This window comes from Amycolatopsis sp. DG1A-15b, from assembly GCF_030285645.1.
Lineage (GTDB): Bacteria > Actinomycetota > Actinomycetes > Mycobacteriales > Pseudonocardiaceae > Amycolatopsis.
In genome coordinates, this window is sequence record NZ_CP127296.1 from 2,094,527 (window position 1) to 2,118,327 (window position 23,801).

Consider the following 23,801-nt stretch of genomic DNA (forward strand, 5'->3'; position numbering starts at 1 on the left):
CGAGTTCGAAAGTTTCGGTCGGCCGGAATGGTTGATGAATTGTTGACGGTCGTCGTCGATCTGCCTAACCTCGGTCGTGAGGGGGGATCGCCGACCGGAGGTCACCGATGAGTGGATTCAGAACGGCGTTCGTGACCATGGCCAGTGCCCTGCTGATGGCCGTCACCTCGGCCGTCGTCCCCGCCCCGGCGTGGGCCGCTTCGCTGGTGGAAGTGGCCGGCTTCGGGAACAACCCGGGCGGGATGCGCATGCACGTCTACGTGCCGGACGCCCGGCCGGCCAACCCCGCGATCGTGGTCGCCATGCACGGCTGTGGCGGTTCGGGGCCCGGGTTCTACTCCGGCAGCGAGTTCGCCTCGCTGGCCAACCGCTACGGGTTCCTCGTCATCTACCCCAGCGCCCAGCAGCAGGCCGGGTTCGGGAACTGCTTCGACACCTGGTCGGACGCGGCGAAGCGCCGGGGTGGCGGCAGCGACCCGGTTTCGATCGTCTCGATGGTGACCTACGCCGAACAGCACTACGGCGGCGACCCGAAGCGCGTCTTCGCCACCGGTTCTTCTTCCGGCGGCATGATGACCAACGAAATGCTCGCCCTCTACCCGGACGTCTTCAAGGCGGGCGCGGCGTTCATGGGCGTCCCCTTCACCTGTTTCGCGAACGCTGCGGACTTCCCGCCGTGGAGCAGCAAGTGCACCGGCGGCGGCGGCGCGAACCGCACGCCCCAGCAGTGGGGTGACGCGGTCCGCCAGGCCTACCCCGGCTACACCGGTCCCCGCCCGCGCGTCCAGCTGTGGCACGGCACCGCCGACACGCTCGTGCCGTATTCGCTGCTGCAGGAGGAAATCGAGCAGTGGACCAACGTGTTCGGCCTGAGCCAGACGCCGACGTCCACGGACACCCCGCAGGCCGGCTGGAACCGCCGCCGCTACGCCGACAGCACCGTCAAGGTCGAGGCCTACAGCATCCAGGGTGCCGGGCACAGCCTGCCCGCGGCCGGGATGGCCGCCGCCGCCATCGCCTTCTTCGGGCTGGGTGGGTGACCGCTTTCGCGGGCCACCGCGCCGGCGGGGACCGAACCCCGCCGGCCGCGGAACGGCTCATCCGGGGTGTTCGGCGGACGGCAGGTGGACGACGACGTCCAGTCCGCCGGCCGGGCGAGCGGCGAAGGTGATCTCACCCCGGTGCGCGGCGACGATCGCGTCCACGATGGACAGTCCGAGGCCGGTGCCGCGGTCGGTGTGGATCCGGGTGCCGTCGCCGCGGACGAACGGCTCCCGGAGCTGGTCGACGGCCTCCGGCGCGATCGGCGCGCCGCTGTTCCCGATGCGCAGGAACACCCGCCCGTCCCCGCCGCCGGTGGCGACCTCGACGTGACCTCCGGAACGGTTGTGGCGAACGGCGTTGTCGACCAGGTTGCCGCACAGGCGTTCCAGCAGGACCGGTTCACCGCGGACCGGTGCGGGCCTCAGGTCGGCCCGCACGGTGAGCTCGACACCGTCGAGGCTGTTCGCCACGACCTCGGCGAGGTCGACGCGGTGCCGGACACCGGCGCCCGCCTGGCTGCGGGCCAGCGCCAGGAGCCCGTCGAGGGTGCGCCGGCTCTGCTCGACGGCGGTCCGGACGTCCCCGGCCATGGCCAGCAGCTCTCCGGTACCGGGCCGGCTGTCGAGGGTGACGTCGATGGCGGTGCGCATGGTGGTCAGCGGGGTGCGCAGCTCGTGGGCGGCGTTGGCGGTGAACATGCGCTGGCTCGCGAGCACCCGGTCGCGTTCGGCGACGCCGTGGGAGATGCGGTCCAGCATCCCGTTGACGGTGCCGGCCAGGGTGGCGAGCTCGTCGAGGGGCGTGGTGACCGGCACCCGCTCGGACAGGTTCTCCGCCGAGAGCCGTTGTGCGGTGGCGGAGATCGTGCGGATGGGGCGCAGCACCCGCCCGGCCACCAGCCACCCCACGGCCGCGGCGAGCGCCGTCACCACCGCGAGCGCGATCGCGGCCTGGGTGATGAAATCGGTGAGGGTGACCGCCTGGATCGAGGGTGGCAAGGGCGGTATCCCCTCCGGCCCCGGTGACGGGCCGAGCGTGATGACCGATACCCGGTGGCCGCCGTCCCGGCGCAGCAGCAGGTAGGTGAGCGTGGTCAGGAGGGTGCCGGCGGCGAGGACCAGCACGGCGTAGAGGATCGTGAGCCGGCCGCGGGCGGTCATGTGACGATCCGGTAGCCGGCACTCGGCACGGTCTCGATGGGCGGCGGGTCGCCGAGCTTGCGCCGCAACGTGCCGACGGTGATCCGGACCGCGTTGGTGAACGGGTCGGCGTGCTCGTCCCACACCTTGTCCAGCAACGTTTCCGCGCTCACCACCGCGCCGCCCGCGGCGAGCAGGTGCTCGAGCACGCCGAACTCCTTGGGCGTCAGGTGCAGGAGGCGGCCCGCGCGCTCCGCGGTGCGCCGTGCGGGATCCAGCACCACGTCGCCGGCCCGCAGGACCGGCGGCGTCGCGGGCGCGCTGCGGCGGGACAGCGCCCGCACCCGGGCGACGAGCTCGGAGAACGCGAACGGCTTGCCGAGGTAGTCGTCGGCGCCCAGCGTGAGCCCGTCGACCCGGTCCTCGACCGTGCCGGACGCGGTGAGCATCAGGATCCGCGCCGCGCCGTGCCCGGCGAGCTCGCGGCACACCGTGTCCCCGTGCACCACGGGCAGATCCCGGTCCAGCACGACGACGTCGTAGGGCGTGACCACGCACTTGTCCAGCGCGGAGCGCCCGTCGAACGCGACGTCGACGGCGAACCCGTGCTTGCGCAGGCCGGCCGCGACGTACTTGGCCAATGGTTGCTCGTCCTCGACCAGCAGCACCCGCACCCGGCCAGTGTCCCGCGCGCGACATATGGATCACGTATGGGCCGGCCATCGGTCCCGCAGCGGCCGTGCTCGGTAGACCTTCGGCCATGACCACGACACGACGATCCGCACTGGGCCTGCTCGGCGCCTCCGGTGCGCTGCTCGCCACCGGTGCCGTCGCCGGAGCCGCCTCCGGCCCCGCCGTCGGCCCCACCTCCGTTGACGTGCGCGCGTTCGACCGGTTCGTGAAGGAACAGGCGGCCGTGGACGCGTTCTCCGGCAGCCTGCTGCTGGTCCACCGGGGACGACCCGTGCTGGCCAGGTCCTACGGCCGGGCCAACGCCGCCGCTCCCAACGGCCCGGACACCCTGTTCGCCATGGCCTCGGTGACGAAGCTCTTCACGGCGGTGGCCATCGCCCAGCTCGCGCAGGCCGGCAAGCTCGCCTACACCAGCACGGGTCCCGCTACAGCAACGCCGCCTACCACCTGCTCGGCGCGATCGTGGCCCGGGTGTCCGGGAAGTCCTACTACGACTACGTGCGTGAGCAAGTGTTCCGCCCGGCCGGCATGACCACCACGGACTTCTGCACCAGGCCGCAGTGGCACACGGATCCCCGCATCGCCCATCCCTACGCGAAACAGCCGTCCGGCGGACGCGCCGACACGATCGACCAGCGGCTGTACGTCGGCACTCCCGCCGGCGACGCCTTCACGACGTGCGCCGACCTGGCGCGCTTCGCCGCCGCGCTGCAGGGCTCGACGCTGCTCGACCGCGCCTTCACGGGCATCACGCTGAGCGGCAAGGTGCCCCCTCCGCCGCAGCCCGGCCCGCCGCCCGGCCCGCCGCCCGGCGGGACGCCCGGCGCTCCGCACGTCGCGTTCCAGTGCTACGGCCCGGTGACGTTGCTGGTCGGCAACCAGTGGGTGACCGGCCACGGCGGCGGCGCCCCCGGCACGTCCACCGACCTCCAGATGTACCCCGACACCGGCTGGGTGTCGGTGATCCTGAGCAACTACGACTACGACGGCGGGCCCCCGCCGGTGGTGAAGAAAGCGCGCGACATCCTCACCGCGTGACCCGGCGCGCTCAGGCGGTGAGGACCTTCAGCGCGGCGGCGTGCACCCCGGGCGCGGCGGCCAGGTACGCCTGGCTCGTCAGGTCCCACGGCTCGCCGTCGAGGCCGGTGACGACGCCACCGGCTTCCTGGACCAGCAGCACGCCGGCGGCGTGGGAGCGGACGTTGTCGAACTGCCAGTGCAGGTCCATCCGGCCCGCGGCGACCTGGGCGAGCTGGTGGCTCACCGGGACGGAGATCCGCACGTACAGCGCCGCCTCGGACATCGCGGTGAACGAACGGCCCATCCGGGCGAGGAGCTCGGCGTCCTGGCCGGCCTGGGCCTGGCCGGTGCCCGTCAGCGCGCCGTCCAGCGACGTCTTGGCGGAGACTTGCAGCCGCTCGCCGTTGAGGTGTGCCCCACCGCCTTCGCGGGCGGTGAACAGTTCGCCGAGAACCGGGAAGAAGAGCACTGCCAGCACAGGACGCCCGTCGCGGACGAGGCTCACGCCGATGTTCCAGTCGGGCATGCCCTGCACGGCGTTCATGTTGCCGCCCACGGGGTCGATGAGCCACCACTCGCCCGCGGGCATCGGCCCGGAGCCGTGTTCGTCGTCGAGCCACTGCGCCTCCGGCCGGATCGCGGCCAACGCCGGCCGCAGCACGTCGGTGACGGCGGTGTCGTTGGCGTGCAGGCTCTTCAGCAGTTCGGTCAGCCCGGACGGGCGGGACGTGGGGGAGTAGCGCTCCAGCATCCGGGCCCCCGCCTCGCGGACGGCAGCGGCGGTGGCGGTGATCAGGTCCTGGCTCATGGTTCGTCCCAACTCCTGTGGTTGTCTTGCGTTCGTGCAACTCGACTTGAACTTGCTCACGGTGCTCGACGCGCTGCTCGAAGAGGGCAGCGTGATGGGCGCGGCCGAGCGGCTGCACCTGTCGTCACCCGCGGTCAGCCGCACCCTCGGCCGGCTGCGGGCGGTGACCGGCGACGACATCCTGGTCCGCACCGGCCACACGATGGTGCCCACGCCGTACGCCGTGGCGATCCGCGAGGACGTGCACCGGCTGGTCCGGCAGGCACGCGAGGTGCTCCTGCCGGTCCGCGAGCTGAACCTCGGCGAACTGGACCGCGTCTTCACGATCCAGTGCCACGACGCGCCGGCCGCGTCGGTCGTCCCGGTGCTGGCCGACCGGGTCCGGGAGCAGGCTCCCGGCGTGCAGCTGCGGGTGCTGGCCGAGCACTCCGCCGACACCGACGACCTGCGCCACGGCCGCGTCGACCTGGAGATCGGCGGTGGCCGGCCGCACCTGCCGGAGTTCCGGTCGGCGGTGCTCGGACACGACACCCTGGTGGTGGCGATGCGCCGGGGCCACCCGGCGGCCGGCGGCCTCGACCTGCGGGAGTTCGCGGCTCACCCGCACGTCCTGGTGTCCCGCCGCGGCCGCCTCACGGCACCGATCGACGACGTGCTGGCCGCGGACGGCCTGCGCCGCCGGGTGATCGCGTCGGTGGCGACCCTCGCCACCGCGCTGCAGCTGGCCGTCCGCAGCGACGCGCTGGTCAGCTGCACGGCCGTCCTCAGCCGTCCGCTCATCGACGCGTTCGGGCTGATCACCCGCCCGCTGCCGGCCGCATCCCCGGCCGCGGAGATCTGCTGCACCTGGCACCAGCGCTACGACTCGGACCCGGCCCACACCTGGCTGCGCGACCAGGTGCGGGCCGCCTTCGAGGAGATCACCGCCTGACCCGGCCGGCCCGAGCTAGTCAGGCAGCGGGAGCGCGATCGTGCCCGGAAAGCGGGGCGTTTCGGCCTCGTCGAGCATCGCCGCGGCGACCGTCGCCCGGCTGATCACCGCGGCGAAGTCCAGCGGTGGTCCGGATTCCAGCCCGACCGTGCGCCGCCCGGGGCTTTCCGGGCCGTCGGTGAGGAGTCCCGCGTGGAACACCGTGCCGCCGGCGGCGAGGATCGTCTCGTCGGCTTCGATCTTGTCGCCGAGCCGATCGCCCAGCATCGACGCGAGGGCACCGGCGGCGGTGCCGGCCACCTCGGCCGACTTGCCCGTGCCGTACGCGCCGAGCCAGATGATCCGTGACGGCGCGGCGGCGACCACCGCCTTCGCGCCCGCCAGCAGCACCCCCGCCCGGTCGGTGCCGAGTCCGGAAAGGACGGTCGAGCCGGCGAGGATGATGCTCGCCGGATCTTCGACGTCGCCCGCCACTTTGTGCAGCCGAGCCGAATCCGGAACGGCGATGCGGCCCGGGTCGCGGGCGATCGCGGTGACGGTGTGCCCGCGCCGCAGGGCTTCCCGGGTGAGTGCGAGTCCGGTCCGGCCGGACGCCGCGAGGACGGTGAGGTTCATGCCGACCACGCTAGAGTCAGCACGGATTAACTACAAATGCAAGTTCGGCAAGTAGTGATTTACCGAGACGCAAGGGGGCGGCCGGCCACGGCCGGCCGCCCCCTCGGCTCAGCGGCGGTCCGAGCCGGTGAGCGGGGCCGGCGTGTAGCGGAGGTAGCGGCCCGGCGCACCGAGCCCCGCCGCGGCCGCGTTGAGGCGCTCGGGCCGGAGGTCGGGCCAGTGGCCGGTTTCGACGCGGGATTCCAGGGCGTGCAACGCCGCCAGGGTCTCCGACGGCCGGAACGCGCAGTGCCCGGCCGCCTCGACGTAAGCCTGCCGCAGCAACGGTTCCCGGCCCGCCGCGCGGACCCGGTGGGCGTACCAGTTCTCCTGCTCGACCGGGACCAGGTGATCCGCGGTGGTGTGGATGGTGAGCTCCGGGACGCGGAGCCGCCCGGTCGCCATCGACGTGCGGGCGAGCGTCCCGACAGCCTGCCGGTCGGGCGTGACGTCCGCGTGGCGGGTCAGCTCGGCCAGGTCGGCGTCGAGGTCGAGGCCCGCGGTGCGGTACAGCGCCCGTACCTGCCGCGCCAGCGGGCTGCCGGACAGCAGCGCGCGGTAGTCGACACCGGCGTTGAACGCGCTGTTGCCGCCGGCCGCCAGTTCGATCTGGTAGCGGCCGGACATCACGAACCCGAGTACGCGCTGCGCCAGGGCCTGCTGCTGCTGCTGTTCCTGGCCCGCGTAGTCGGCGGGCCCGGGCGGCGCGTCGCCGGTCAGCCACGGCGGCATGTTCATCAGCGCGGCCCCGAGGGCGATCCGCGCCCGGCCGGCCGCGGTGCCCTGCGCGTCGGTGACGATCTTCGTCAGCGACGCGCCCGCCGCGGTCGCCTCGTCGGCGCTCGCGTACCGGACCAGCTTCACCGCCTGCGCCGGGGCGAGCAGATGGGACAGCGCGTATTCGCCGTCGAGCTGGTAATTGTTCAGGTTCAACGCACCTGCGACCAGGCCGCAGGTGGTCAGCGCGCCGTCGAGCCGCCGGTTGCCGGACTCGGCTTCGAGCGCGCTGACCAGCCCGCCCATCGACGTGCCCCACGCGATCGTGCGGCGGGGCTCGCCGATCTTCCGGACGAGCTCGTCGAGCGAGGCGAACTGGTCCCGCGGGGCGGAGGCGAGCGCCCACCACGAAGGTCCGCTGTAGGAGGAGCCGATCAGCGCGTAGCCGGCCGCGAGCAGAGCCTGCCCGGTCGGCTCGTCGGGTGCGTTGCGCGCCCCGAGCGGGCCGAAGCCGTGGCTGTAGAGGATGACAGTCCCGTTCCAGGTAGCCGGCACGTCCGCCACCCAGCTCGCGCCGTCCGGTAGCTGCCCGGTGTAGTGCGCGGGGGTGGCGGCCTGCGCCGTGCTTCCCGTGGTGAGGCCGAACGCGGTCAGCATCGTCACGGCGACGGCGCCGACCCGGCGGAGCCACCTGCTCATCGTCGGTTTCCTTCCCGTTGGGCGGCCGCGGGGACACTCGGCTCGGGGGCGAGGTCACGGCGGTGGGTCTCCCGCAGCGCCAGCACGCAGACGGCGGAGAGGACGCAGAACGCGGCGATGGTCCACGACACCGGAGTGGTCGAACCGCCGCCGTTGGCGCGCTGGAGCTCGGCGAAGATCAGCGGGGCGAACCCGGCGCCGAGCCCGGCGAGCTGGTAGCCCAGCGACGCGCCGGTGTACCGGTTTTCGGTGGCGAAGAGCTCGGAATAGAGGGCGGCCAGCGGGCCGTACATCATCGGGTGGATCACGCCCTGGCCGATCACCAGCGCCAGGACCAGCAGCAGCCCGCTGCCGCTGCGGACCATCGGGAACAGCAGGAACCCGAAGACCGCCATGGCGGCCACGCCGGCCAGGACGACCGGGCGCCGTCCGATCCGGTCGGACAGCGCCGACCACAGCAGGATCCCGGCCACCGCGCAGGCCGAGGACAGGGTGAGCGCGTTGAGCACCTCTTGGCGCGGGTGTCCGTGCTGGACGCCGTAGGCGAGCACGAACGTGGTCAGCGTGGCCTGGACGACGAACGCGGCGAGCCCGACGCCGACGCTCAGCAGCAGTACCCGCGGGTGGTCCCGCAGCACGGCGACGACCGGGAGCCGGCGGCGTTCTTCCTTGCGGGCGGCCAGGAACGCGGGCGTCTCGTCGACGCGGGAGCGCACGAACAGGCCGATGGCGAGCAGGACGATGCTGAGCAGGAACGGGATCCGCCAGCCCCAGGCGAGGAAGTCCGCTTCGGAGGTGAGCCCGGCGGTGGCGGACATGACGAGCGTCGAAACGACCATGCCGCTCGGCGCGCCGGCGTTGGTGAAGCCGGCCCACAGGCCGCGCCGGGACCGCGCGTGTTCGGCGGACATCAGCACGGCGCCGCCCCACTCGCCGCCGACCGCGATGCCCTGGACGACGCGGAGCAGGACCAGGCCGAGCGGGGCGACCGGGCCGATCTGGTCGTAGCCGGGCAGCAGGCCGATCAGGAAGCTCGCGACGCCCATCAGGGTCATCGTCAGCACGAGCATCCGCTTGCGGCCCAGGCGATCGCCGAAGTGGCCGAAGATCAGGCCGCCGAGCGGGCGGGCGAGGTAGCCGGTGGTGAACGTGCCGAAGCTGGCGACCGTGGCCAGTGCCGGATCGAGGTCGGCGAAGAAGACCTTGCCGAAGACCACCGCGCTCGCCGTGGCGTAGAGAAGGAAGTCGTAGTACTCGATGAGACTGCCGAGGAAGCTGGACGCGACGGCTCTGCGGAGCTGAGTGCTCATGAGGTTCACCCTCGTCTTCGGGGGCGGGGCACTGCGGAGGGCTGGTTCGTCCGGGTGCGGACGACGGGTTAGCGGGCCCCAACGTTAGTCAGGGGCATGACGGCCGTCAATATTGTGCACAACATCAAGTGGCCGGGTTACGCTGACGTCCGTGACGCACCCCGCCGAGACCTCCGGGCCCCGCCCGAAGTCCGTCATGCTCACGTTCCTGGGCATCCACCTGCTCGGCCGGGCGAGCGCGATCTATTCGGGCAGCGTGATCGACGTGTTCGGCCGCGTCGGCGTCTCGGAGGAGGCGGTCCGCTCGACGCTGACCCGCATGGCGGGCACCGGCTTGCTGACCCGCCACCGGCACGGGCGGAAGGTCTACTTCGGACTCAGCGAGCGTCTCGCCGCGGTCCTCGAGGACGGCAGGCGGCGGATCTGGGAGACCGGCGCGGTCAACCGGGCCGAGGACGGCGGCTGGACCCTGGTCGGCTTCTCCTTGCCCGACACCCGCCGCGGCGACCGGCACGACCTGCGCAGGCAACTGACCTGGGCCGGGTTCGGCCTGCTGCAGAACGGCTTGTGGGTCGCCCCCGGCGCCCGGGACGTGACGGCCATCGTCGAGCAGCTCGGCCTCGACGGGCACGTCACCGTCTTCACGGCGCACCCGGCGAAGCCGACGGAAGCGGCCGAGCTCGTCCGCAAAGCCTTCGACACGGCGACGATCGCCTCGCGCTACCACGACTTCATGGAGAAGTGGGACGGCGGGAAGCCGTCGTTCCCGGACGATCTGACGCGGCAGCTGATGCTGCACTCGGACTGGCTGCACGTCGTCCGCCGGGATCCGCACCTGCCGGCCGGGCACCTGCCCCGCGACTGGCCCGCCATCCAGGCGGAGACGTTGTTCCGCAAGCTCGACGAAGACTTCCGCGAGGGCGCGGACCGGCTGGCGGGCGAGACGCTCGAACTGATGCCGACCGCGGATCGGCCCGCCGGGTAGGCGTGGCGGCCGACGACCCGGGGCGGGCGGAATCCGCCCGCCCCGGGTGGTTCACCGGATCAACGCCGGCAGGGGTTGCCCGCCGGGTGCGCGGCGGTGCCGTGCACGTCGGCCTGCGACTCCGCCAGCACGATCTTCGCCAGCGGGGTTTCCAGCGCGACGGCCTGCTGCTTCACGACGCCGTTCGCGATGGTCTGGCCGTTCAGCTTCAGCGAGCCGATGACCAGCGCGATGGTCACCGGGGCCGTGCCCACCGTGACCGGGACGCCGTTGATCTTCAGCGAGGCGACGCTCGAGCTGCCGGTCAGCGCCGGGGCGAGCCCGCCCGGAGCCGGCTGGCAGGTCGCCGCCGCCTGGGACTGGATCACGCCCAGCTCGATGGTCAGCCCGACCGTGCTGATCACCGTCTTGTCGATCTTGGCCGACGCCTGCGCGTGGTCACCGGCCGCCGGAGCCGCCGACTGGTTGTCGGGGGCCAGGTCGGTCGAGGCCGTCAGCGCGTGGGTCTCCACCTTGATCAGGCCGGCGTTGAGCGTCGCGTCGAGGACGGTCTTGCTGTCGTCGGCGCAGGGCAGGTTCGCCGGGTTCGCCACGGCCGCGGTGATGCCGATGACGTTCGCGGCGGTGCCGGTGCAGGAGAAGACGCCGTCGCGGTCGTCGTCGACGATCGTGCCGACGCCGGTCGGGTCGACCAGCCCGGCGCCGGACGGCGCCGACAGGGTGACGGTGAACGTCTCGTCCGGCTCGTCCACGGTGTCCGGGTTGACCAGGACGGTCACCGGCTTGGTCGTTTCGCCGGGTGCGAAGGTCACGTCACCGCTCGCCGCCTGGTAGTCGGCCGGTGCGGTCGCCGTGCCGTTCGCGGTGGCGTAGTGCACCGACACCGGGTTCGGGCTCGCGCCGCCGAGCAGCGACACGGTGAAGGTGGCCGGTACCGGCGCGCCGCCGGAGCCTTCGTTCACCGTGACGTCGTTGATGCTCAGGCCGAGCACGCGCACGGTCGTCGTCTCGACGAACCCGCGGGACACGCCGTCGACCAGGTAGTCGACCGTGCAGTGGTAGGTGCCGGGCGCGGCGTCGGCCTTGGCGGCGACGGTCTCGGTGAACGTCGCGACGTCCCCGCTGGGCACCTTGACGCTCGCCGGGGCGTTGGTGAGCGTCAGCTGCGGGTCGCAGGTGGTGACCTTCGGCGTCACCGTGACCTCGATCGACTTGATGCCGGCGAGGATGGCCTGCGACACCTGGTTCGACGGCACGTTGTTCAGCAGCACGCCGCCGGTGGCCGTGGCGATCGCGCTCGCCTGGCCGTCGGCGTCCAGCGCGCCGACGTTGACCGCGACCACGCGGATGTTCGCCGCCTTGAGCGCGTCGATGGTCTGGGCCAGGGTGTGCCCGCCGCTGGGGTCGTGCGACGGCGCGTCGCCGAACCAGGCGATGATGCGGGTGCCGTCCGGGCGGAAGGTGACCGCGCCGGAGGCCAGTTCGTAGAGCGCGTTGAGGTCGGCTTCCGGGAGGTCACCGCCGCCGGACGCGGCCCACTGGTTGATCCCGGCCTGCACCGCGGCGGTGTTGCCGGTGATGCCCTGGTTGACCTTGAACGGCACGGAGTCGGTGAAGTCCTTGTACTCGGCGACGCCGAACTGGGCGGTCGGCTGCGCGGCGAGGACGTCCCCGGTGATGGCACCGGCGTTCGTGCGGACGTTGTCGATCGCGCCGGCCATGCTGCCGGTGGTGTCGGCGAGCAGGACGAGGTCGGGGTTCGGGGGGACGGCGGAGGTGGTGACGTGCTTGGTGATGGTGGTGCTCTGCCCGGCGGAGAGCGTGAGGTCGACGGTGGCCGGATCGACCCCCGGCGGCGCCGCGGCCGCCACCGCGGCCGGGGTGAGCAAGGCGCTGACCGTGATCAGCGCGACGAACAATGATCTCCGCGACATGGACTTCCTTCCGAAGGCGGGATTATTGCGGGTTGCCTCGGGAAGACGGAGAACGCCGGATTTCGTTAGCAGCAGGGAAATCATCACTCGGAGCGCCCTGTGTCAAGGAGCTCAACGGGCTACGGAACCGGATCGGGACCACGCAAACCATGGGTTCGCCGCCCCGGAACACCGTGGCTCGCCGGGCGGGTTCACTCGGTTCAGCGACGCTCCGGCACACCCGGTACGGGGTGATCTTCGCGGCCGCGGCGGTTTTCGCCGTGCGGGAAGCGAATTTCCGCCCGGATGTCGTAGTGCGGGACGCGGTCAGCGGTCCGCTCGGCCCGTCCCGCTCGACCGGCCGAGGTCGGCGAGCACCGCGCGGGCCGCCCGGGTGCCGGACGCCAAGGCGCCTTGGAGCGAGCTCGTGTCCCGGTGGTCCCCGCACACGTAACGGCCCTCGCCCAAGCGGACGTCACGCCGGAGCTCGTGCGGGGGTGGCATCGCCGGGAGCGCGTGGGCGATCTCGTACCGGGCGACCAGGGGCCAGCGCGTCGCGTCCGTGCGGTACATCCGGCCCAGCGCCCGGCGCACCTCGGGTTCGGGCAGCGTCGTCAACGCCGATGCGCTCACCAGTGCCGCCCCCGGCGGGGCGTAGGTGGGGCACACCTCGCTGACCACGCTGGTGCTGGTGACCGGTCCGCCACGGGCGTCGATCACGATGACCGGCTCGCGCAACGGTGACCGCGGTGGGGCGAAGTACCACGTCGTCCCGCTGTTCCACCGCGGCCGGGCGACGCCGGTGAGCCGGGCGGCCGTTGACCCGTCGGTCGCGACGACGACCGCGCGTGCCGTCCACACCTCGCCGCCCGCCGTGCGGACCCGGCCCGGCCGGACCTCCTCGGCCGGCGTGCCCAGGTGGACGGCCGATGTCGGCAGTACCCGGGCGAGCTGCCGCGGCAGCTCGCCCATGCCCAGCGCCGGCAGCGACGGCGCCGACCGCAGGAAGCTGCGCCACACCAGCTGGAAGAACCGGGCCGAGGTGGTCAGTTCGCGCTCCAGGAACACCCCGGACAGGAACGGCCGGAACACGGTTTCCACCGCCCGCGCCGACACGCCGGCGTGGCGCAGTTCGTCGAGCGTCGTGCGGTCGGCGCGGTCGATGATCGACCGGGCCGGTCCGGCGGCCACGCGCGCGGACAGCGCGCCCAGCGCGGCCAGGTCCTTCGCCGACAGGTATCGCCGGGCCGCGATGTCGCGCAGCGCCTTGGGCGTGTCCAGCGGGTTCCCCAGAAGGGAGACGCGGTCGTCGTCGGCCACCCGGACCGCGCGCCAGAACCGGCCGAGGTCCAGGGCGCCGACGTCGGCCAGGCGCCGGATCGCCGGGTAGGCCGGGTTGAGGATCTGGAACCCGCGGTCGAGGCGGAAGCCGTCGACGACGTCGGTGCGCACGCGGCCGCCGACGTCGTCCGCGGCTTCCAGCACCGTGCTCGGCACCCCGGCCCGGTGCAGGGTGATGGCGGCGGCCAGCCCGGCGAGCCCGGCGCCGACGATGACGACTTCGTGGTCCGGCACCCCGCTCACCCGCCGAAGTGCTTCGTCGCGGCGAGCCGGTTCAGCAGGCCGATGCGGCCGCGGTTGGGCACCGAGCGCAGCGGGTGCCCGGCGAGGCCCCAGCTCGCGAGGAGTGTGTTGGCCGCGGCCCAGCCGGTGGTGGCCGCGCGTTCCATCAGCGCGACCGGGAGGTCGATCCGCACGCCGTCGCCGGCCAGCGCCAGCGCCGGGTCCGGTGTCCCGACCGTCGGACGCCGCGCGAAGTCGCCGAGCCCGAAGAGCGGGCAATCCTCGCGCCACAAGGAAATCGACGCCGTCACCCGCGCGGCGAGCGTCTCGGGGTAGATCGCGTGCAGCCGGTCGTCCACGGCTTTCGCCAGCGTCTCGCGGTCGTCGGTCGTGGCCGCGTACGCGTGCAGCTCCACGACCGAGCCGCCGGTGCGGGCCGCCCACCGCCGTGCCTCGCCCTCGTAGCGGTCGAGCAGGCTGATGTTGTCCAGCGGCGGCACGCTCCCGGTGCCCAGGAAGGGCGGCCGGGCGGCATCGACGGGCCGGTCGAGCCAGAGCCGGCGGACGAGGAACGGCGGTGCCGTGCGCAATCCGGCCACACTGGCTCGCCACTCCGGCGTGCCGAGGCCGGGTGACGCGGCGACGATCTCGCGCAGTCCCCGCACGTCACAGGCGAGCACCACGGAGTCGAACCGCCCGGTGTCCTCGGCCGTCGTGACCGCGAACCCGTCGGAGGTGCGGTCGAGCGAGGCCACCGGCGTGCCGGTCCGGATGGTGACGCGGCGGCCGGCCAGGTAGCCGGCGAGGGGGTCCCACAGCGCCTGCGGGAACGGCTCGGCCGGCACGTCGAACACGAGACCTTCGCTGGAGCCCAGGAAGTACAGGTGGAACATGGTCGCCAGCTCCGCCGCGGACAGCTCGCGGGGATCGGCGAAGAAGCTCCGCGAGAACACCTCGAACGCCAGGTGCTTGGCCGCTTCGGGGAAGTTGATCGCGTCGAGGAAGCTCGCGGCGTCGGTGCCGTCGAGCCGGTGGTAGGTCTCCGGGACGCTGACCGTCGCCAGCGGCAGGGCGCCGCGGCCGTTGATGCGCACCAGGTCCCGCGGGGTGAACGTCGGACTGCGCCAGGCGAACGCCAGCGCGTTCCACGGCGGTGTCCGGGGGAGCCCCGCGAAGGTGTCCGTCCGGCCCTGGGCGTCCAGCAGCGGGTAGTCGGCCAGCGGGGTCAGCCGGTCGAGCCGGGGATCGGTGCGCATGAGCAGCGACCGCAGGTTGTAGTACTGGCGGAAGAAGGCGTGGAAGCCCCGGCTCATCGTCACCGCGGTGCCGTCCGGCAGCCGGTCGGCCCAGCCGCCGACCCGCCCGCCGAGGTGGCCGTCGCGCTCGAAGAGCGTCACCGTGACGCCTCGCTCGGCCAGCCCGGTGGCCGCGGTGAGGCCCGCGATGCCGCCGCCGACGACCGCCGCCGTGGGGCGCCGGCCGAGCAGCCCGGCGTCGGCCAGGCCGGGTGGGGCCGGGCGCGTCTCGATCCGGCGGTCGGTGCCGAGGGGGCGGGTCACGGGTGCTCCTGCGGGTTGGTGCCGAGGACGGTGTGGACGACGCCGTTCTGCCAGCCGGGCATCGAGGCGGTGCGGACGTCGGTGAAGCCGGCGTCGGTGAGCCGGCGGGCGAGCGCGGCGATCCCGTCGAATTCCAGGACGCTGCGGCGCAGGTGGCGGTAGAGGGTCGCGTCGCCGGTGGTGACCTTCCCGAGCGGGATGATCACGCCCGCGCAGACCGCGTTCCACACCCACCGGGCGCGCCGTGAGTCGTGGACGGAGTACTCGTGGACCGCGATGCGGCCGCCGGGGCGCAGCAGCCCGCGCAGCCGCCGCAGCTGCCGGGTCGGTTCGGTGAGGTTCCGCAGCAGGTACGCGGCGAGGATCGCGTCGAACGGGCCCGAGATGCCGTCGAGGTCCTCGACCGGCGTGTGGACGAACGAGACGCCGTCCGGCCACTCCTTCGCCCGGGCCTGCGCGAGCATCTCGCCGGAGGCGTCGAACGCGCTGACCTGCGCGCCGGGCGCGACGGACACGAGCGCGGCCGTCGACGCGCCGGTGCCGCAGCCGGCGTCCAGCAGCCGCAGGCCCGTCCCGTCCGCCGGCAGCTCCAGCCGCTGGGCCGAGAGCCGGAGGTGCTCGTGGTAGCCCGGATTGGCACCCACCAGCCGGTCGTACCACCGCGCTTCGGTGTCGAAAGCCGACGGCACCGCGCCGCGGGGGAGACCGTCCTTGGCCATCGCGTTCATGCTCGCTCCTCCCGGGGGCCGGTTCGTTCCCACACGAGCAGCACCGCGGTCACCAGCGCGAAGCCGAAGAGGAAGTCCTCGACCGGGATGTCCCAGGGCACGCGCCAGTTCGTGATGTGCTGCGGGGCGTAGCGCACGATCGGGTCGGAGAGCTTGGTCAGCCAGCCGTCCACCGGGATCTGGAACGCCGTCACGATGGCGATGGTGATCCAGTACGCGGGCCGGCGGAACAACCCCGTGCGCAGCAGGAACAGTTCGGCCAGCACGACCGCGGCCACCGCGGCGGCCGCGGGCACGGTGTAGCCCCACGGGATCACCGGCGGACCTCCTGCCTGCCGGACCGCCGGAGCACCGCGAGGGTGAGCTGGACGATTTCGTAGGTCAGCACGCCGCAGATGGGGATCACCACGAAGAACAGGATTTCCTCCAGCGGCACGGCGAAGGGGGCCCGGAGCCCGGTGACGTGCTCGGGTGCGTAGTCCCAGACCCCGGCGGCGATCGCCAGCGCGTCCCAGACGAGGAACACCAGCGCGACCGGCAGCACCGCGCGCGCGAGCCGCCGGGGCTGCCGGTAGACGCGTGCCCCGGCGAGTTCCAGCGGCAGGGTGACCAGGACGCACGCGGCCAGCACGAGGAGGTATTCGGCCTTGCCCACTCAGCCCACCGCCACCGGGAGCGCCGGCGCGGGGTGGCGCCGCCGGGCCCACTGCGTCCGCGCGACCGCCCCGCACGCCACCGCCAGCCGCTGTCCGCGGGAAACCGCCGCGCGCCCGGCGAAGACGTCGTGGCCGGCGTCCTCGATGCGGTCGAGGATGCCGCCGTACAACCTCGCCGCCGTGGCCACGCACGGGCGGGAGATCGGGTGCAGCATGGCGATGCCCGGCCCGGCCTCGGCGTAGATGTCGCGGGTGACGGCGATCTGGTTGCGGATCGCGGCCCGGACCGGCTGATCGGCCCGGCCCTGCGCCGCGCACCAGTGCAGCCGGTCACGGTCGACTCCGTGCACGGCCAGTTCGTCGGCCGGCAGGTAGACGCGGCCGCGGTCCAGGTCCTCGGCGACGTCGCGCAGGAAGTTGGTGAGCTGGAAGGCCTTGCCGAGCGCGGCGGCCCTCGGCTCGGCCTCTTCGCGCGGGGCGACGGTGCCGAGCACCGGCAGCACCTGCAGGCCGATCACCTCGGCCGAACCGTGCACGTACGTGTCGAGCTCCTCGCGGGTGGCGTAGCCGGTGACGGTGAGGTCCATCCGCATCGAGGTGAAGAACGCCTCGAAGTACGCCTTGGCGAGCGTGTACCGGGCCGCCGTGTCGATCACCGCGGTGAGCAGCGGGTCGTCGCTCGCGCCGGCGTCGAGGTCGGCGAGGAAGCGCTTCTCGACCTCCTGCAGCCGGGCGTCGAGCATTTCGGGCGTGGCGTCGTCCTCCGGTTCGTCGACGATGTCGTCGAGCCAGCGGGCGAAGCCGTAGAGCGCGTGGATCGCCGGCCGCTGCGCCGGGGTCAGCAACCGCGTCGCGAGGAAGTACGTGCGGCCGTGCCGGGCGTTGAGCTCGCGGCACCACGTGTAGGCCGCGCGCAGCCCGGGCTCGCGGATGCCGGCGGCGTCGAGTTCACGTCGGGTCATCGCGTCCCTCCGGTGATCCGGTCGGCAGCCAGTCTGCCCGAGATGAGCACGGTCGGCACCCCCACGCCGGGCACCGTGGCCCCACCGGCCAGGACGACGTTGTCCGTCCCGCGGGGGAGGTTCCGCGGCCGGAACGGCCCGGTCTGGCCGAACGAATGGGCGTAGCTGAACGGCGTCCCGGCGACCAGGCCCCGCTCCGCCCACTCGGCCGGGCCGATGACGTGCGTGAAGTCCGGGGTGAAACCGGGGAGGAGCCGGGCACGGGCCACGTCGAGGACCTCTTCCGCGTAGGAGCCCGTCTCGGTCGCCCAGTCCGCGGGGCCGCGGTCGAGGTTGGGCACCGGGGCGAGCACGGAGTAGAGCTGGCGCCCGGGCGGGGCGAGCCGGGGATCGGACGCGGTCGGCCGGGTGATCAGCAGCGACGGATCGCTCATCCGCCGGCCCTGGGAGATGAGCTCGTCGAAGGTCGACCGCCACCCGTGCCCGAAGGAGATGGTGTGGTGCGCCACCTCGGGGTGCGTGGCGGGGCCGCCGGCGTGCACGACGAGCGCGGACGGCGCGGCCCGCAGCGGGACCGGCCGCCGCGGGCGCCGGCCGAGCAGCCGGTAGCTCTCGGGCAGTTCGGTGGTGAGGACGACGGCATCGCACGGGTAGCGGGCCCCGGAAGCGGTGCGGACCGCGGTGACCCGGGACCCGGCGCGTTCGAGTTCGCCGACGGCTTCGCCGTAGCCGAACTTGACCCCGGCGTCGGCCGCGACGCGGGCGAGCGCCTGCGGCAGGGCCGCGATGCCGCCGGGCGGGAAGTACACCCCGCCGACGGTGTCCATGTACGAGATCACCGCGTACAGGGCCAGCGCCCGCATGGGGGATTCGCCCGCGTAGAGCGCCTGGAAGGTGAAGACCCGCTTCAGCCGCTCGTCGCTCAGGAACTCCCCGATCCGGCCGTCGAGCCGCCGGAACCCGCCCAGGGCCACGAGCCGGGCCAGTTCCGGCCGGAGCATGCCGAGCGGGGAGTCGATGTTCGCGTCGATGAACCGGCCGAATTCGGCTCGGTAGAGCCGGGTCAGCCACTCGCGCAGCCGGGTGTAGCCCGCGGCTTCGGCGGGGCCGGCGAAGTCGCGGACCGCCTCGGTCATCGCGGCCGCGTCGGTGTGCACGGGCAGCGTGCTGCCGTCGGCGAACCGGGCGACGTACGCCGGGTCGAGCCGAGTCAGCGGCAGTTCGGTGGCGAGGTCGGCGCCGACCGCGCCGAAGGTGTCGCTCAGGATCGACGGCATGGTGAGCACGGTCGGGCCGGTGTCGAGCAGGTAGCCGTTCCGTTCGACGCGCCCCGCGCGGCCGCCGGGCCCGGGATCGCGTTCGAGAACGGTGACTTCCCGGCCGCGCCCGGCCAGGTGCAGGGCGGCGGCGAGGCCGGACAGGCCGGCACCCACGACGACGACGCGGTCCGTCGGTCCGGGCACGGTCTTCATCGGTCCCGCTCCGTGCAGCGGGCCGCCAGTGCCGCGAGCAGGTCACCGGCGTGCCGGGGGACCACCGCCGGGTCGATCGCCGCCAGGGCCTTGTCGGCGCGTTCGCGGATCAGCTCGCCCATGCGCTCCCGGGCGCCGGTGGCCACGATGAGTTCCCGCCAGCGCGCGACCGCTTCGTCGTCCACCGTTTCCAGCTCCAGCAGCTCGGCGAACTCGGCCTGCCGGCGTCGATCGGCCATCGCCGCGGCGAGCACCACCACGCTGGACGCCTTGCGCTCGCGCAGGTCCTGCCCGGCCGGCTTGCCCGTGACGACCGGGTCGCCGAACACGCCCAGCAGGTCGTCGCGGAGCTGGAACGCCTCGCCCACCAGGCTGCCGAACTCGCTCAGCCCGGCCATCAGCTCCGGGCCACAGCCGGCCAGCGCCGCCCCGAACTCCAGCGGCCGCCGGACCGTGTAGTTGCCGGACTTGCGGCGCAGGACGTCGAGCAGGGTGTCCCAGCTGGGCAGCGCCCGCGCGTCGTTCACCAGGTCCGCGAGCTGGCCGACGGCCAGCTCGGCCCGCATCGCGTCGTAGTGCGCCCAGCCCCGTGCCAGTTGCTCCGCCGCCAGCCCGCTTTCGCGCAGCATCTGCTCGGACCACACCAGGAACAGATCGCCGAACAGGATCGCGGCGGACTCGCCGAACCGCGGCGCCGAGCCGGCCCAGCCCTGTTCCTCGTGCCAGCGGGCGAACCGGACGTGCAGTGCGGTGCGGCCGCGGCGCAGCGCCGAGCCGTCCATCACGTCGTCCTGGACGAGGGCGAAGCAGTGCAGCAGTTCCAGTGCGGCGGCCGCGCGGATCGCCGCTTCGGATTCCGGTTGCCCGCACCGCCAGCCGACGTAGGCGAAAAGCGGGCGGAGGCATTTCCCGCCCGCGACGAACTCCGGCACCGCGGTTTCGGCAAGTGCTCCCTCGCTGCGTCCGGCGAAATGTTCGTTGGCCCGCTCGGTCACGAATCCGTGCGCCTCGGCGAGGCAGCGGCGGCCCAGCGCGTCCAGCCGCTCGGCGGGCGCGTCGTGCGCGCGAGCCGTCCCCGTCGTCATGGTCGCGGTCATCCGGCGCCCCTCCCGCTCTCGGCCTATTCGATTCGCAACCGTTTCACATCTGGTGTAGCTTGTCTACTTGAACCCGGTGAACACCGGGCAACTCCCCACATCCGCTTGGTTCGGCCCGCGGTCGCCGAGCGTTGCGCGGCGGGGTGCATCGGTGTTGCAGCGGAAGCGACTTCCCTGTGGACGGGATGGCGATGCCACACGCCGTCCCGGCGGGCCCGCCGTGCCACCCTCGGCCGCGGGCCCCGCACCCGGCGGCGCCCCGCCCACACCCGGGCGCCGCCGGGTGCTCGTCGTGCATTGTCGTGCCCATTTCCCGTCGATTCAAACATCGATTGTCGGAGTGTTCGGAAAAATCGAGGCCAAGTGGCACGCGGCTTTCGTCGCCGGTCTATTCTGCTTTCGTGATGGTTTCGCGGACTGCCGCATTCACCCGGCGTCACCCCGCCCCGCCCGCACTGACCGCTTGGCTCTGCGCCGCGGCGACGGTGCTCTGCCAGATCCTCTACTCGGTGACCGACCCCGGCGGCCGTACGCCGCTCACCGTGCTCACGGTGCTGTGCTTCGCGGCGGCGTCCCTCGCCGACGCGTGGTCCCGCTGCGGCGCCCGGGCGGCGGTCACGCTGGCGGCCGTCGCGGGCGGTGGTGGATTGCTGGCCGAGGTGACCGGGCTGCACACGGGAGTTCCGTTCGGCCGCTACGAATACACCGACCTGCTCGGCTGGCCGGTCGCCGGCGTGCCGGGCATCGTCCCGCTCGCCTGGCTGATGATGGCGTGGCCGGCGCTGCTGGCCGGCCGGGCGCTGGCCGTGAAGCCGGCCGGCGTGGTCGCGGTGGCCGCGTGCGCGCTGGCGGCGTGGGACGTCTTCCTCGACCCGCAGATGGTGGACGAGGGGTACTGGATCTGGTCGTCGCCCGAGCCGTCGCTGCCGCTGGTGGCCGGAATCCCGGTCACCAACTTCGCGGGCTGGCTGCTGGTCGCCGTCCTGATCCAGGCCGCGCTGCACCGCTGGGTGCCCCGGCCGTCCGACCCGATCCCGGGCCCGGCCGCCGGTCCGGCGCCCGCGTTGTACCTCTGGACGTGGTTTTCGTCGGTGTGGGCGCACTTCGCGTTCTTCGGCCGGCCGTGGGTGGCCGTCGCCGGGGGCGTTCTCATGGGTGCGGTGGCCGTGCCGTTCGCGATCCGGCTGGGGAGGGGACTCCGATGGGCTCGCGTGGCCGCCTGATCGTGCGCGCCGCCGCCTGCGCCGCGGTGGCCGGTGCCGCGCACGCGGCGTACAACGCGCGGATCGTCCGGGCGCCGCGCGAGGGGCCGGCCCGGTGCCGCGAAGCCGTGTCGATCCTGCTGCCGCTGCGCGACGAGGCCGACCGCGTCACCCCGGCCCTGCGGTCCCTGCTGGCGCAGCGCGGCCTCGACGACGCCGAAATCCTGGTGCTGGACGACTGTTCCAGTGACGGGACAGCGGACGTCGTCCGCCGGGTCGCCGGGCCGCGGGTGACGCTGCTGACCGGCGCCGAGCCACCGCCGGGGATGCTGGGCAAACCGCACGCGTGTCACCAGCTGGCCCAGCGGGCGCGGGGCAGCGTGCTGGTCTGCGTCGACGCGGACGTCGTGCTGGCTCCCCACGCCGTCGCGGCCGCGGTTTCCCTGCTGCGCGAGGCGGATCTCGACGCGGTGTCGCCGTTTCCGCGCCAGCGCGCGGAGGGGCTCGGGGCCAGGTTGGTGCAGCCGTTGCTGCAGTGGTCGTGGCTGGTGCTGCTGCCGCTGCGGCTCGCCGAGACGTCGCCGCGGCCATCGCTTTCCGCGGCCAACGGCCAGTTCTTCGTCATCGACGCCGCGATGCTGCGCAGGTGCGGCGGGTTCACCGCGGTCGCCGGCGAGGTGCTGGACGACATCGCGCTGATGCGCGCGGTGAAGCGCGCGGGCGGCCGCGGCGTGGTCGCGGACGGCAGCCGGGTCGCGGAGTGCCGGATGTACGCGACGTGGCCGCAGCTGCGGGAGGGCTACACGAAGTCCCTGTGGTCGGCGACCGGTCCGGCCCCGGCGGCGGTGGCGATCGCGGGGCTGCTCCTCGTGGTATGGGTGCTCCCCGCCGTGGCGGCCTTGGGCGGCTCGCGGGCGGGACTGGTGGGGTACGCGGCGGGCGTCGCCGGGCGCGTCGTGGCGGCTCGGCGCACCGGCGGTCGCGGGTGGCCGGACAGCCTGGCTCATCCCGTGTCGGTGCTCGCACTGGCCGGGCTGATCGGGCGGTCGTGGCGGGCGCGGGCCGCGGGCCGGCTGGTCTGGAAGGGCCGGTCGGTGTGAGCGCCGTCGTCGTGGTGGGCGGCGGCATGGGCGGCCTCGCGTCCGCGGCCCGGCTCGCCGCGGCCGGGCACCGGGTCACCGTGCTGGAGCGCTCGGCGTCGTGCGGGGGCAAGCTCGGCACCTTCACCCGGGACGGCTTCACCTTCGACACCGGGCCCTCCCTGCTCACCCTGCCCTCGGTCTACCGAGAACTCTTCGCGGCCACCGGCGCCGATCTGGACGAGCTGGTCGACCTCGTCCCGGTCGACCCCGCCTGCCACTACCGGTTCGCCGACGGCACCGAACTGGCCGTTCCCCACGAGCGTGCGGCGGTCCCCGACGCGCTCGAGGCGGCTTTCGGCGGCGGCGCCGGCGAAGAGTGGCGCGAGCTGATGCGCGACGCGGAGCGGCTTTGGGGCCTGGTCGGCGAACCCGTGCTGCGCCGTCCGCTGAACGGCACCCGCGACCTGCTCCAGCACGCCAGGAGCCTCCGGGACCTGGCGGCGATCGCCCCGTGGCGCACCCTGCGCGGGCTCGGCCGCCGCCTGAGCGATCCGCGCGCCCGGATGCTGCTGGACCGCTACGCGACCTACACCGGCTCGGACCCGCGGCGGCTGCCCGCCGTGCTGAGCGTCGTCCCGTTCGTGGAGCAGGAATTCGGCGCGTGGCACGTTCGCGGTGGCCTGCGCCGGCTGGGGGAGGCCCTCGTGGGCCGGCTCGCCGCGCTGGGCGCCGAAGTCCGGACGGGGGCGGAGGTCACCGCGATCGAGACCGGCCCGGCCGGCGTCCGCGGCGTCCGGCTGGCGGACGGCGAGCGGCTCGCGGCTTCGGTCGTCGTGGCCAACGCGGACGCGACGCACGTCTACGACGACCTGCTCGACGACCCCCGCACCCGCCGGCCGCGGCGGGCCCTGCGGCGGACGCAGCCGTCGCTGGCCGGGTTCGTGCTGCTGCTCGCGTTGCGCGGCACGACAGCGGCACCCAGTCACCACCGCGTGCTCTTCCCGGCCGCCTACGACGCCGAATTCGACGCGATCTTCGGCCGCGCGCCCCGGCCGGTCGACGACCCGGCGGTCTACCTCTGCGCGCCCGCCGACCCGCAGCTGCACCCACCCGGCTGCGAAGCCTGGTTCGTGCTGGTGAACGCCCCGCGGCACGATCCGGCGGCCGGGGTCGACTGGACGGCTCCGGGGCGGGCGGAGCGGTACGCGGACCGCGTGCTCGAGGTCCTCGCCGCACGCGGCCTGGACGTGCGCGATCGGCTGCTGTGGCGGGAAATCCGCACGCCGGCGGACCTGGAACGCGACACGGGCGCACCGGGCGGGGCGATCTACGGCTCCTCGTCGAACGGCCCGCGGGCGGCGCTTCTCCGGCCGGCGAACGCGACGCCGGTGCCCGGGCTGTACCTGGCCGGCGGGTCGGCTCATCCCGGCGGCGGGCTGCCGCTGGTGGCGATGTCGGCGGAGATCGTCGCGGGGCTGGTCGGGCCGGCCGGGCGACCCGCAAGCAGCGGCGGCCGGGGCCGATGAGGGCGAGCGGCGGACGCCAACCCCCGCTCACGCCCGGCCTC

General features: G+C 73.6%; 23 protein-coding genes. 8 read left to right on the plus strand and 15 right to left on the minus strand.

All coding sequences use genetic code 11. The features are described from left to right. The first annotated feature begins 107 nt into the window (after nucleotides 1-107). Nucleotides 108-1,040, plus strand: coding sequence for an extracellular catalytic domain type 1 short-chain-length polyhydroxyalkanoate depolymerase (locus QRY02_RS09490; RefSeq protein ID WP_285991128.1), 933 nt, complete (start codon nucleotides 108-110; stop codon nucleotides 1,038-1,040). A 57-nt stretch (nucleotides 1,041-1,097) separates the two neighbouring features. Here QRY02_RS09490 and QRY02_RS09495 read toward each other — a convergent pair whose 3' ends face one another. Next, nucleotides 1,098-2,204 carry a sensor histidine kinase gene (locus QRY02_RS09495; RefSeq protein WP_285991129.1) on the minus strand — a complete coding sequence of 369 codons (1,107 nt, stop codon included), beginning with the start codon at nucleotides 2,202-2,204 and terminating at the stop codon, nucleotides 1,098-1,100. Beyond that, entirely contained in the window at nucleotides 2,201-2,857 is a 657-nt protein-coding gene (locus QRY02_RS09500; protein ID WP_285991130.1) for a response regulator transcription factor, read from the minus strand. Before QRY02_RS09500 ends, QRY02_RS09495 begins: the two co-directional genes overlap by 4 nt. A gap of 86 nt (nucleotides 2,858-2,943) precedes the next feature. On the opposite strand from QRY02_RS09500, the gene QRY02_RS09505 reads away from it, so the two are divergent. Together QRY02_RS09505 and QRY02_RS09510 are read left to right on the plus strand one after the other, a co-directional pair. Continuing rightward, the gene (locus QRY02_RS09505) at nucleotides 2,944-3,408 is read left to right on the plus strand and encodes a serine hydrolase (protein WP_285991131.1); all 465 of its coding nucleotides are present in this window, start codon (nucleotides 2,944-2,946) and stop codon (nucleotides 3,406-3,408) included. Next, complete coding sequence (locus QRY02_RS09510) at nucleotides 3,324-3,914, plus strand: serine hydrolase domain-containing protein (protein WP_285993805.1); 591 nt, start codon at nucleotides 3,324-3,326, stop codon at nucleotides 3,912-3,914. Before QRY02_RS09505 ends, QRY02_RS09510 begins: the two co-directional genes overlap by 85 nt. A gap of 10 nt (nucleotides 3,915-3,924) precedes the next feature. Here the strand turns inward: QRY02_RS09510 and QRY02_RS09515 are convergent, their stop codons facing one another. Beyond that, nucleotides 3,925-4,704, minus strand: a complete 780-nt coding sequence (locus QRY02_RS09515) for an inositol monophosphatase family protein (protein WP_285991132.1) — start codon at nucleotides 4,702-4,704, stop codon at nucleotides 3,925-3,927. 34 nt (nucleotides 4,705-4,738) lie between these two features. On the opposite strand from QRY02_RS09515, the gene QRY02_RS09520 reads away from it, so the two are divergent. Next, nucleotides 4,739-5,635, plus strand: coding sequence for a LysR family transcriptional regulator (locus QRY02_RS09520; protein ID WP_285991133.1), 897 nt, complete (start codon nucleotides 4,739-4,741; stop codon nucleotides 5,633-5,635). A 15-nt stretch (nucleotides 5,636-5,650) separates the two neighbouring features. Here QRY02_RS09520 and QRY02_RS09525 read toward each other — a convergent pair whose 3' ends face one another. The 3 genes from QRY02_RS09525 to QRY02_RS09535 all read right to left on the minus strand — a co-directional run bounded on the left by QRY02_RS09525 (nucleotide 5,651) and on the right by QRY02_RS09535 (nucleotide 9,015). Continuing rightward, nucleotides 5,651-6,250, minus strand: a complete 600-nt coding sequence (locus tag QRY02_RS09525; RefSeq protein ID WP_285991134.1) for an NAD(P)-dependent oxidoreductase — start codon at nucleotides 6,248-6,250, stop codon at nucleotides 5,651-5,653. A gap of 108 nt (nucleotides 6,251-6,358) precedes the next feature. Then, entirely contained in the window at nucleotides 6,359-7,705 is a 1,347-nt protein-coding gene (locus QRY02_RS09530; RefSeq protein WP_285991135.1) for an alpha/beta fold hydrolase, read from the minus strand. Then, nucleotides 7,702-9,015, minus strand: a complete 1,314-nt coding sequence (locus tag QRY02_RS09535; RefSeq protein ID WP_285991136.1) for an MFS transporter — start codon at nucleotides 9,013-9,015, stop codon at nucleotides 7,702-7,704. Before QRY02_RS09535 ends, QRY02_RS09530 begins: the two co-directional genes overlap by 4 nt. 151 nt (nucleotides 9,016-9,166) lie before the next feature. On the opposite strand from QRY02_RS09535, the gene QRY02_RS09540 reads away from it, so the two are divergent. Then, nucleotides 9,167-10,000: a PaaX family transcriptional regulator gene (locus QRY02_RS09540; RefSeq protein ID WP_285991137.1), complete on the plus strand. Its 834-nt coding sequence runs from the start codon at nucleotides 9,167-9,169 to the stop codon at nucleotides 9,998-10,000. Nucleotides 10,001-10,059: 59 nt separating this feature from the next. On the opposite strand, the gene QRY02_RS09545 is transcribed toward QRY02_RS09540, so the two are convergent. The 9 genes from QRY02_RS09545 to QRY02_RS09585 form a co-directional block, all read right to left on the minus strand. Continuing rightward, nucleotides 10,060-11,934: a Calx-beta domain-containing protein gene (locus QRY02_RS09545; RefSeq protein WP_285991138.1), complete on the minus strand. Its 1,875-nt coding sequence runs from the start codon at nucleotides 11,932-11,934 to the stop codon at nucleotides 10,060-10,062. A 306-nt stretch (nucleotides 11,935-12,240) separates the two neighbouring features. Next, nucleotides 12,241-13,497 carry an NAD(P)/FAD-dependent oxidoreductase gene (locus QRY02_RS09550; RefSeq protein ID WP_285991139.1) on the minus strand — a complete coding sequence of 419 codons (1,257 nt, stop codon included), beginning with the start codon at nucleotides 13,495-13,497 and terminating at the stop codon, nucleotides 12,241-12,243. Beyond that, a complete protein-coding gene (locus QRY02_RS09555) occupies nucleotides 13,494-15,035 on the minus strand; it encodes an FAD-dependent oxidoreductase (RefSeq protein ID WP_285991140.1) in 1,542 nt (513 codons plus the stop codon). The genes QRY02_RS09550 and QRY02_RS09555 overlap by 4 nt, the downstream gene beginning before the upstream one ends. Then, nucleotides 15,032-15,763, minus strand: coding sequence for a class I SAM-dependent methyltransferase (locus QRY02_RS09560; RefSeq protein ID WP_285991141.1), 732 nt, complete (start codon nucleotides 15,761-15,763; stop codon nucleotides 15,032-15,034). Before QRY02_RS09560 ends, QRY02_RS09555 begins: the two co-directional genes overlap by 4 nt. Continuing rightward, nucleotides 15,760-16,080 carry a lycopene cyclase domain-containing protein gene (locus QRY02_RS09565; RefSeq protein WP_285991142.1) on the minus strand — a complete coding sequence of 107 codons (321 nt, stop codon included), beginning with the start codon at nucleotides 16,078-16,080 and terminating at the stop codon, nucleotides 15,760-15,762. The genes QRY02_RS09560 and QRY02_RS09565 overlap by 4 nt, the downstream gene beginning before the upstream one ends. Next, the gene (locus QRY02_RS09570; protein ID WP_285991143.1) at nucleotides 16,077-16,418 is read right to left on the minus strand and encodes a lycopene cyclase domain-containing protein; all 342 of its coding nucleotides are present in this window, start codon (nucleotides 16,416-16,418) and stop codon (nucleotides 16,077-16,079) included. The genes QRY02_RS09565 and QRY02_RS09570 overlap by 4 nt, the downstream gene beginning before the upstream one ends. Further along, entirely contained in the window at nucleotides 16,419-17,381 is a 963-nt protein-coding gene (locus QRY02_RS09575; RefSeq protein WP_285991144.1) for a phytoene/squalene synthase family protein, read from the minus strand. Continuing rightward, entirely contained in the window at nucleotides 17,378-18,853 is a 1,476-nt protein-coding gene (crtI, locus tag QRY02_RS09580) for a phytoene desaturase family protein (protein ID WP_285991145.1), read from the minus strand. The genes QRY02_RS09575 and crtI overlap by 4 nt, the downstream gene beginning before the upstream one ends. Continuing rightward, entirely contained in the window at nucleotides 18,850-19,950 is a 1,101-nt protein-coding gene (locus tag QRY02_RS09585) for a polyprenyl synthetase family protein (RefSeq protein ID WP_285991146.1), read from the minus strand. Before QRY02_RS09585 ends, crtI begins: the two co-directional genes overlap by 4 nt. Nucleotides 19,951-20,354: 404 nt before the next feature. On the opposite strand from QRY02_RS09585, the gene QRY02_RS09590 reads away from it, so the two are divergent. The 3 genes from QRY02_RS09590 to QRY02_RS09600 are packed head-to-tail and all read left to right on the plus strand — an operon-like array spanning nucleotide 20,355 to nucleotide 23,760. Beyond that, complete coding sequence (locus QRY02_RS09590) at nucleotides 20,355-21,173, plus strand: carotenoid biosynthesis protein (protein WP_285991147.1); 819 nt, start codon at nucleotides 20,355-20,357, stop codon at nucleotides 21,171-21,173. Next, on the plus strand, nucleotides 21,152-22,252 hold the full coding sequence (locus tag QRY02_RS09595; RefSeq protein WP_285991148.1) for a glycosyltransferase family 2 protein: 1,101 nt from the start codon (nucleotides 21,152-21,154) through the stop codon (nucleotides 22,250-22,252). Before QRY02_RS09590 ends, QRY02_RS09595 begins: the two co-directional genes overlap by 22 nt. Continuing rightward, entirely contained in the window at nucleotides 22,249-23,760 is a 1,512-nt protein-coding gene (locus tag QRY02_RS09600) for a phytoene desaturase family protein (protein WP_285991149.1), read from the plus strand. The genes QRY02_RS09595 and QRY02_RS09600 overlap by 4 nt, the downstream gene beginning before the upstream one ends. The last annotated feature ends 41 nt before the right edge of the window (nucleotides 23,761-23,801 follow it).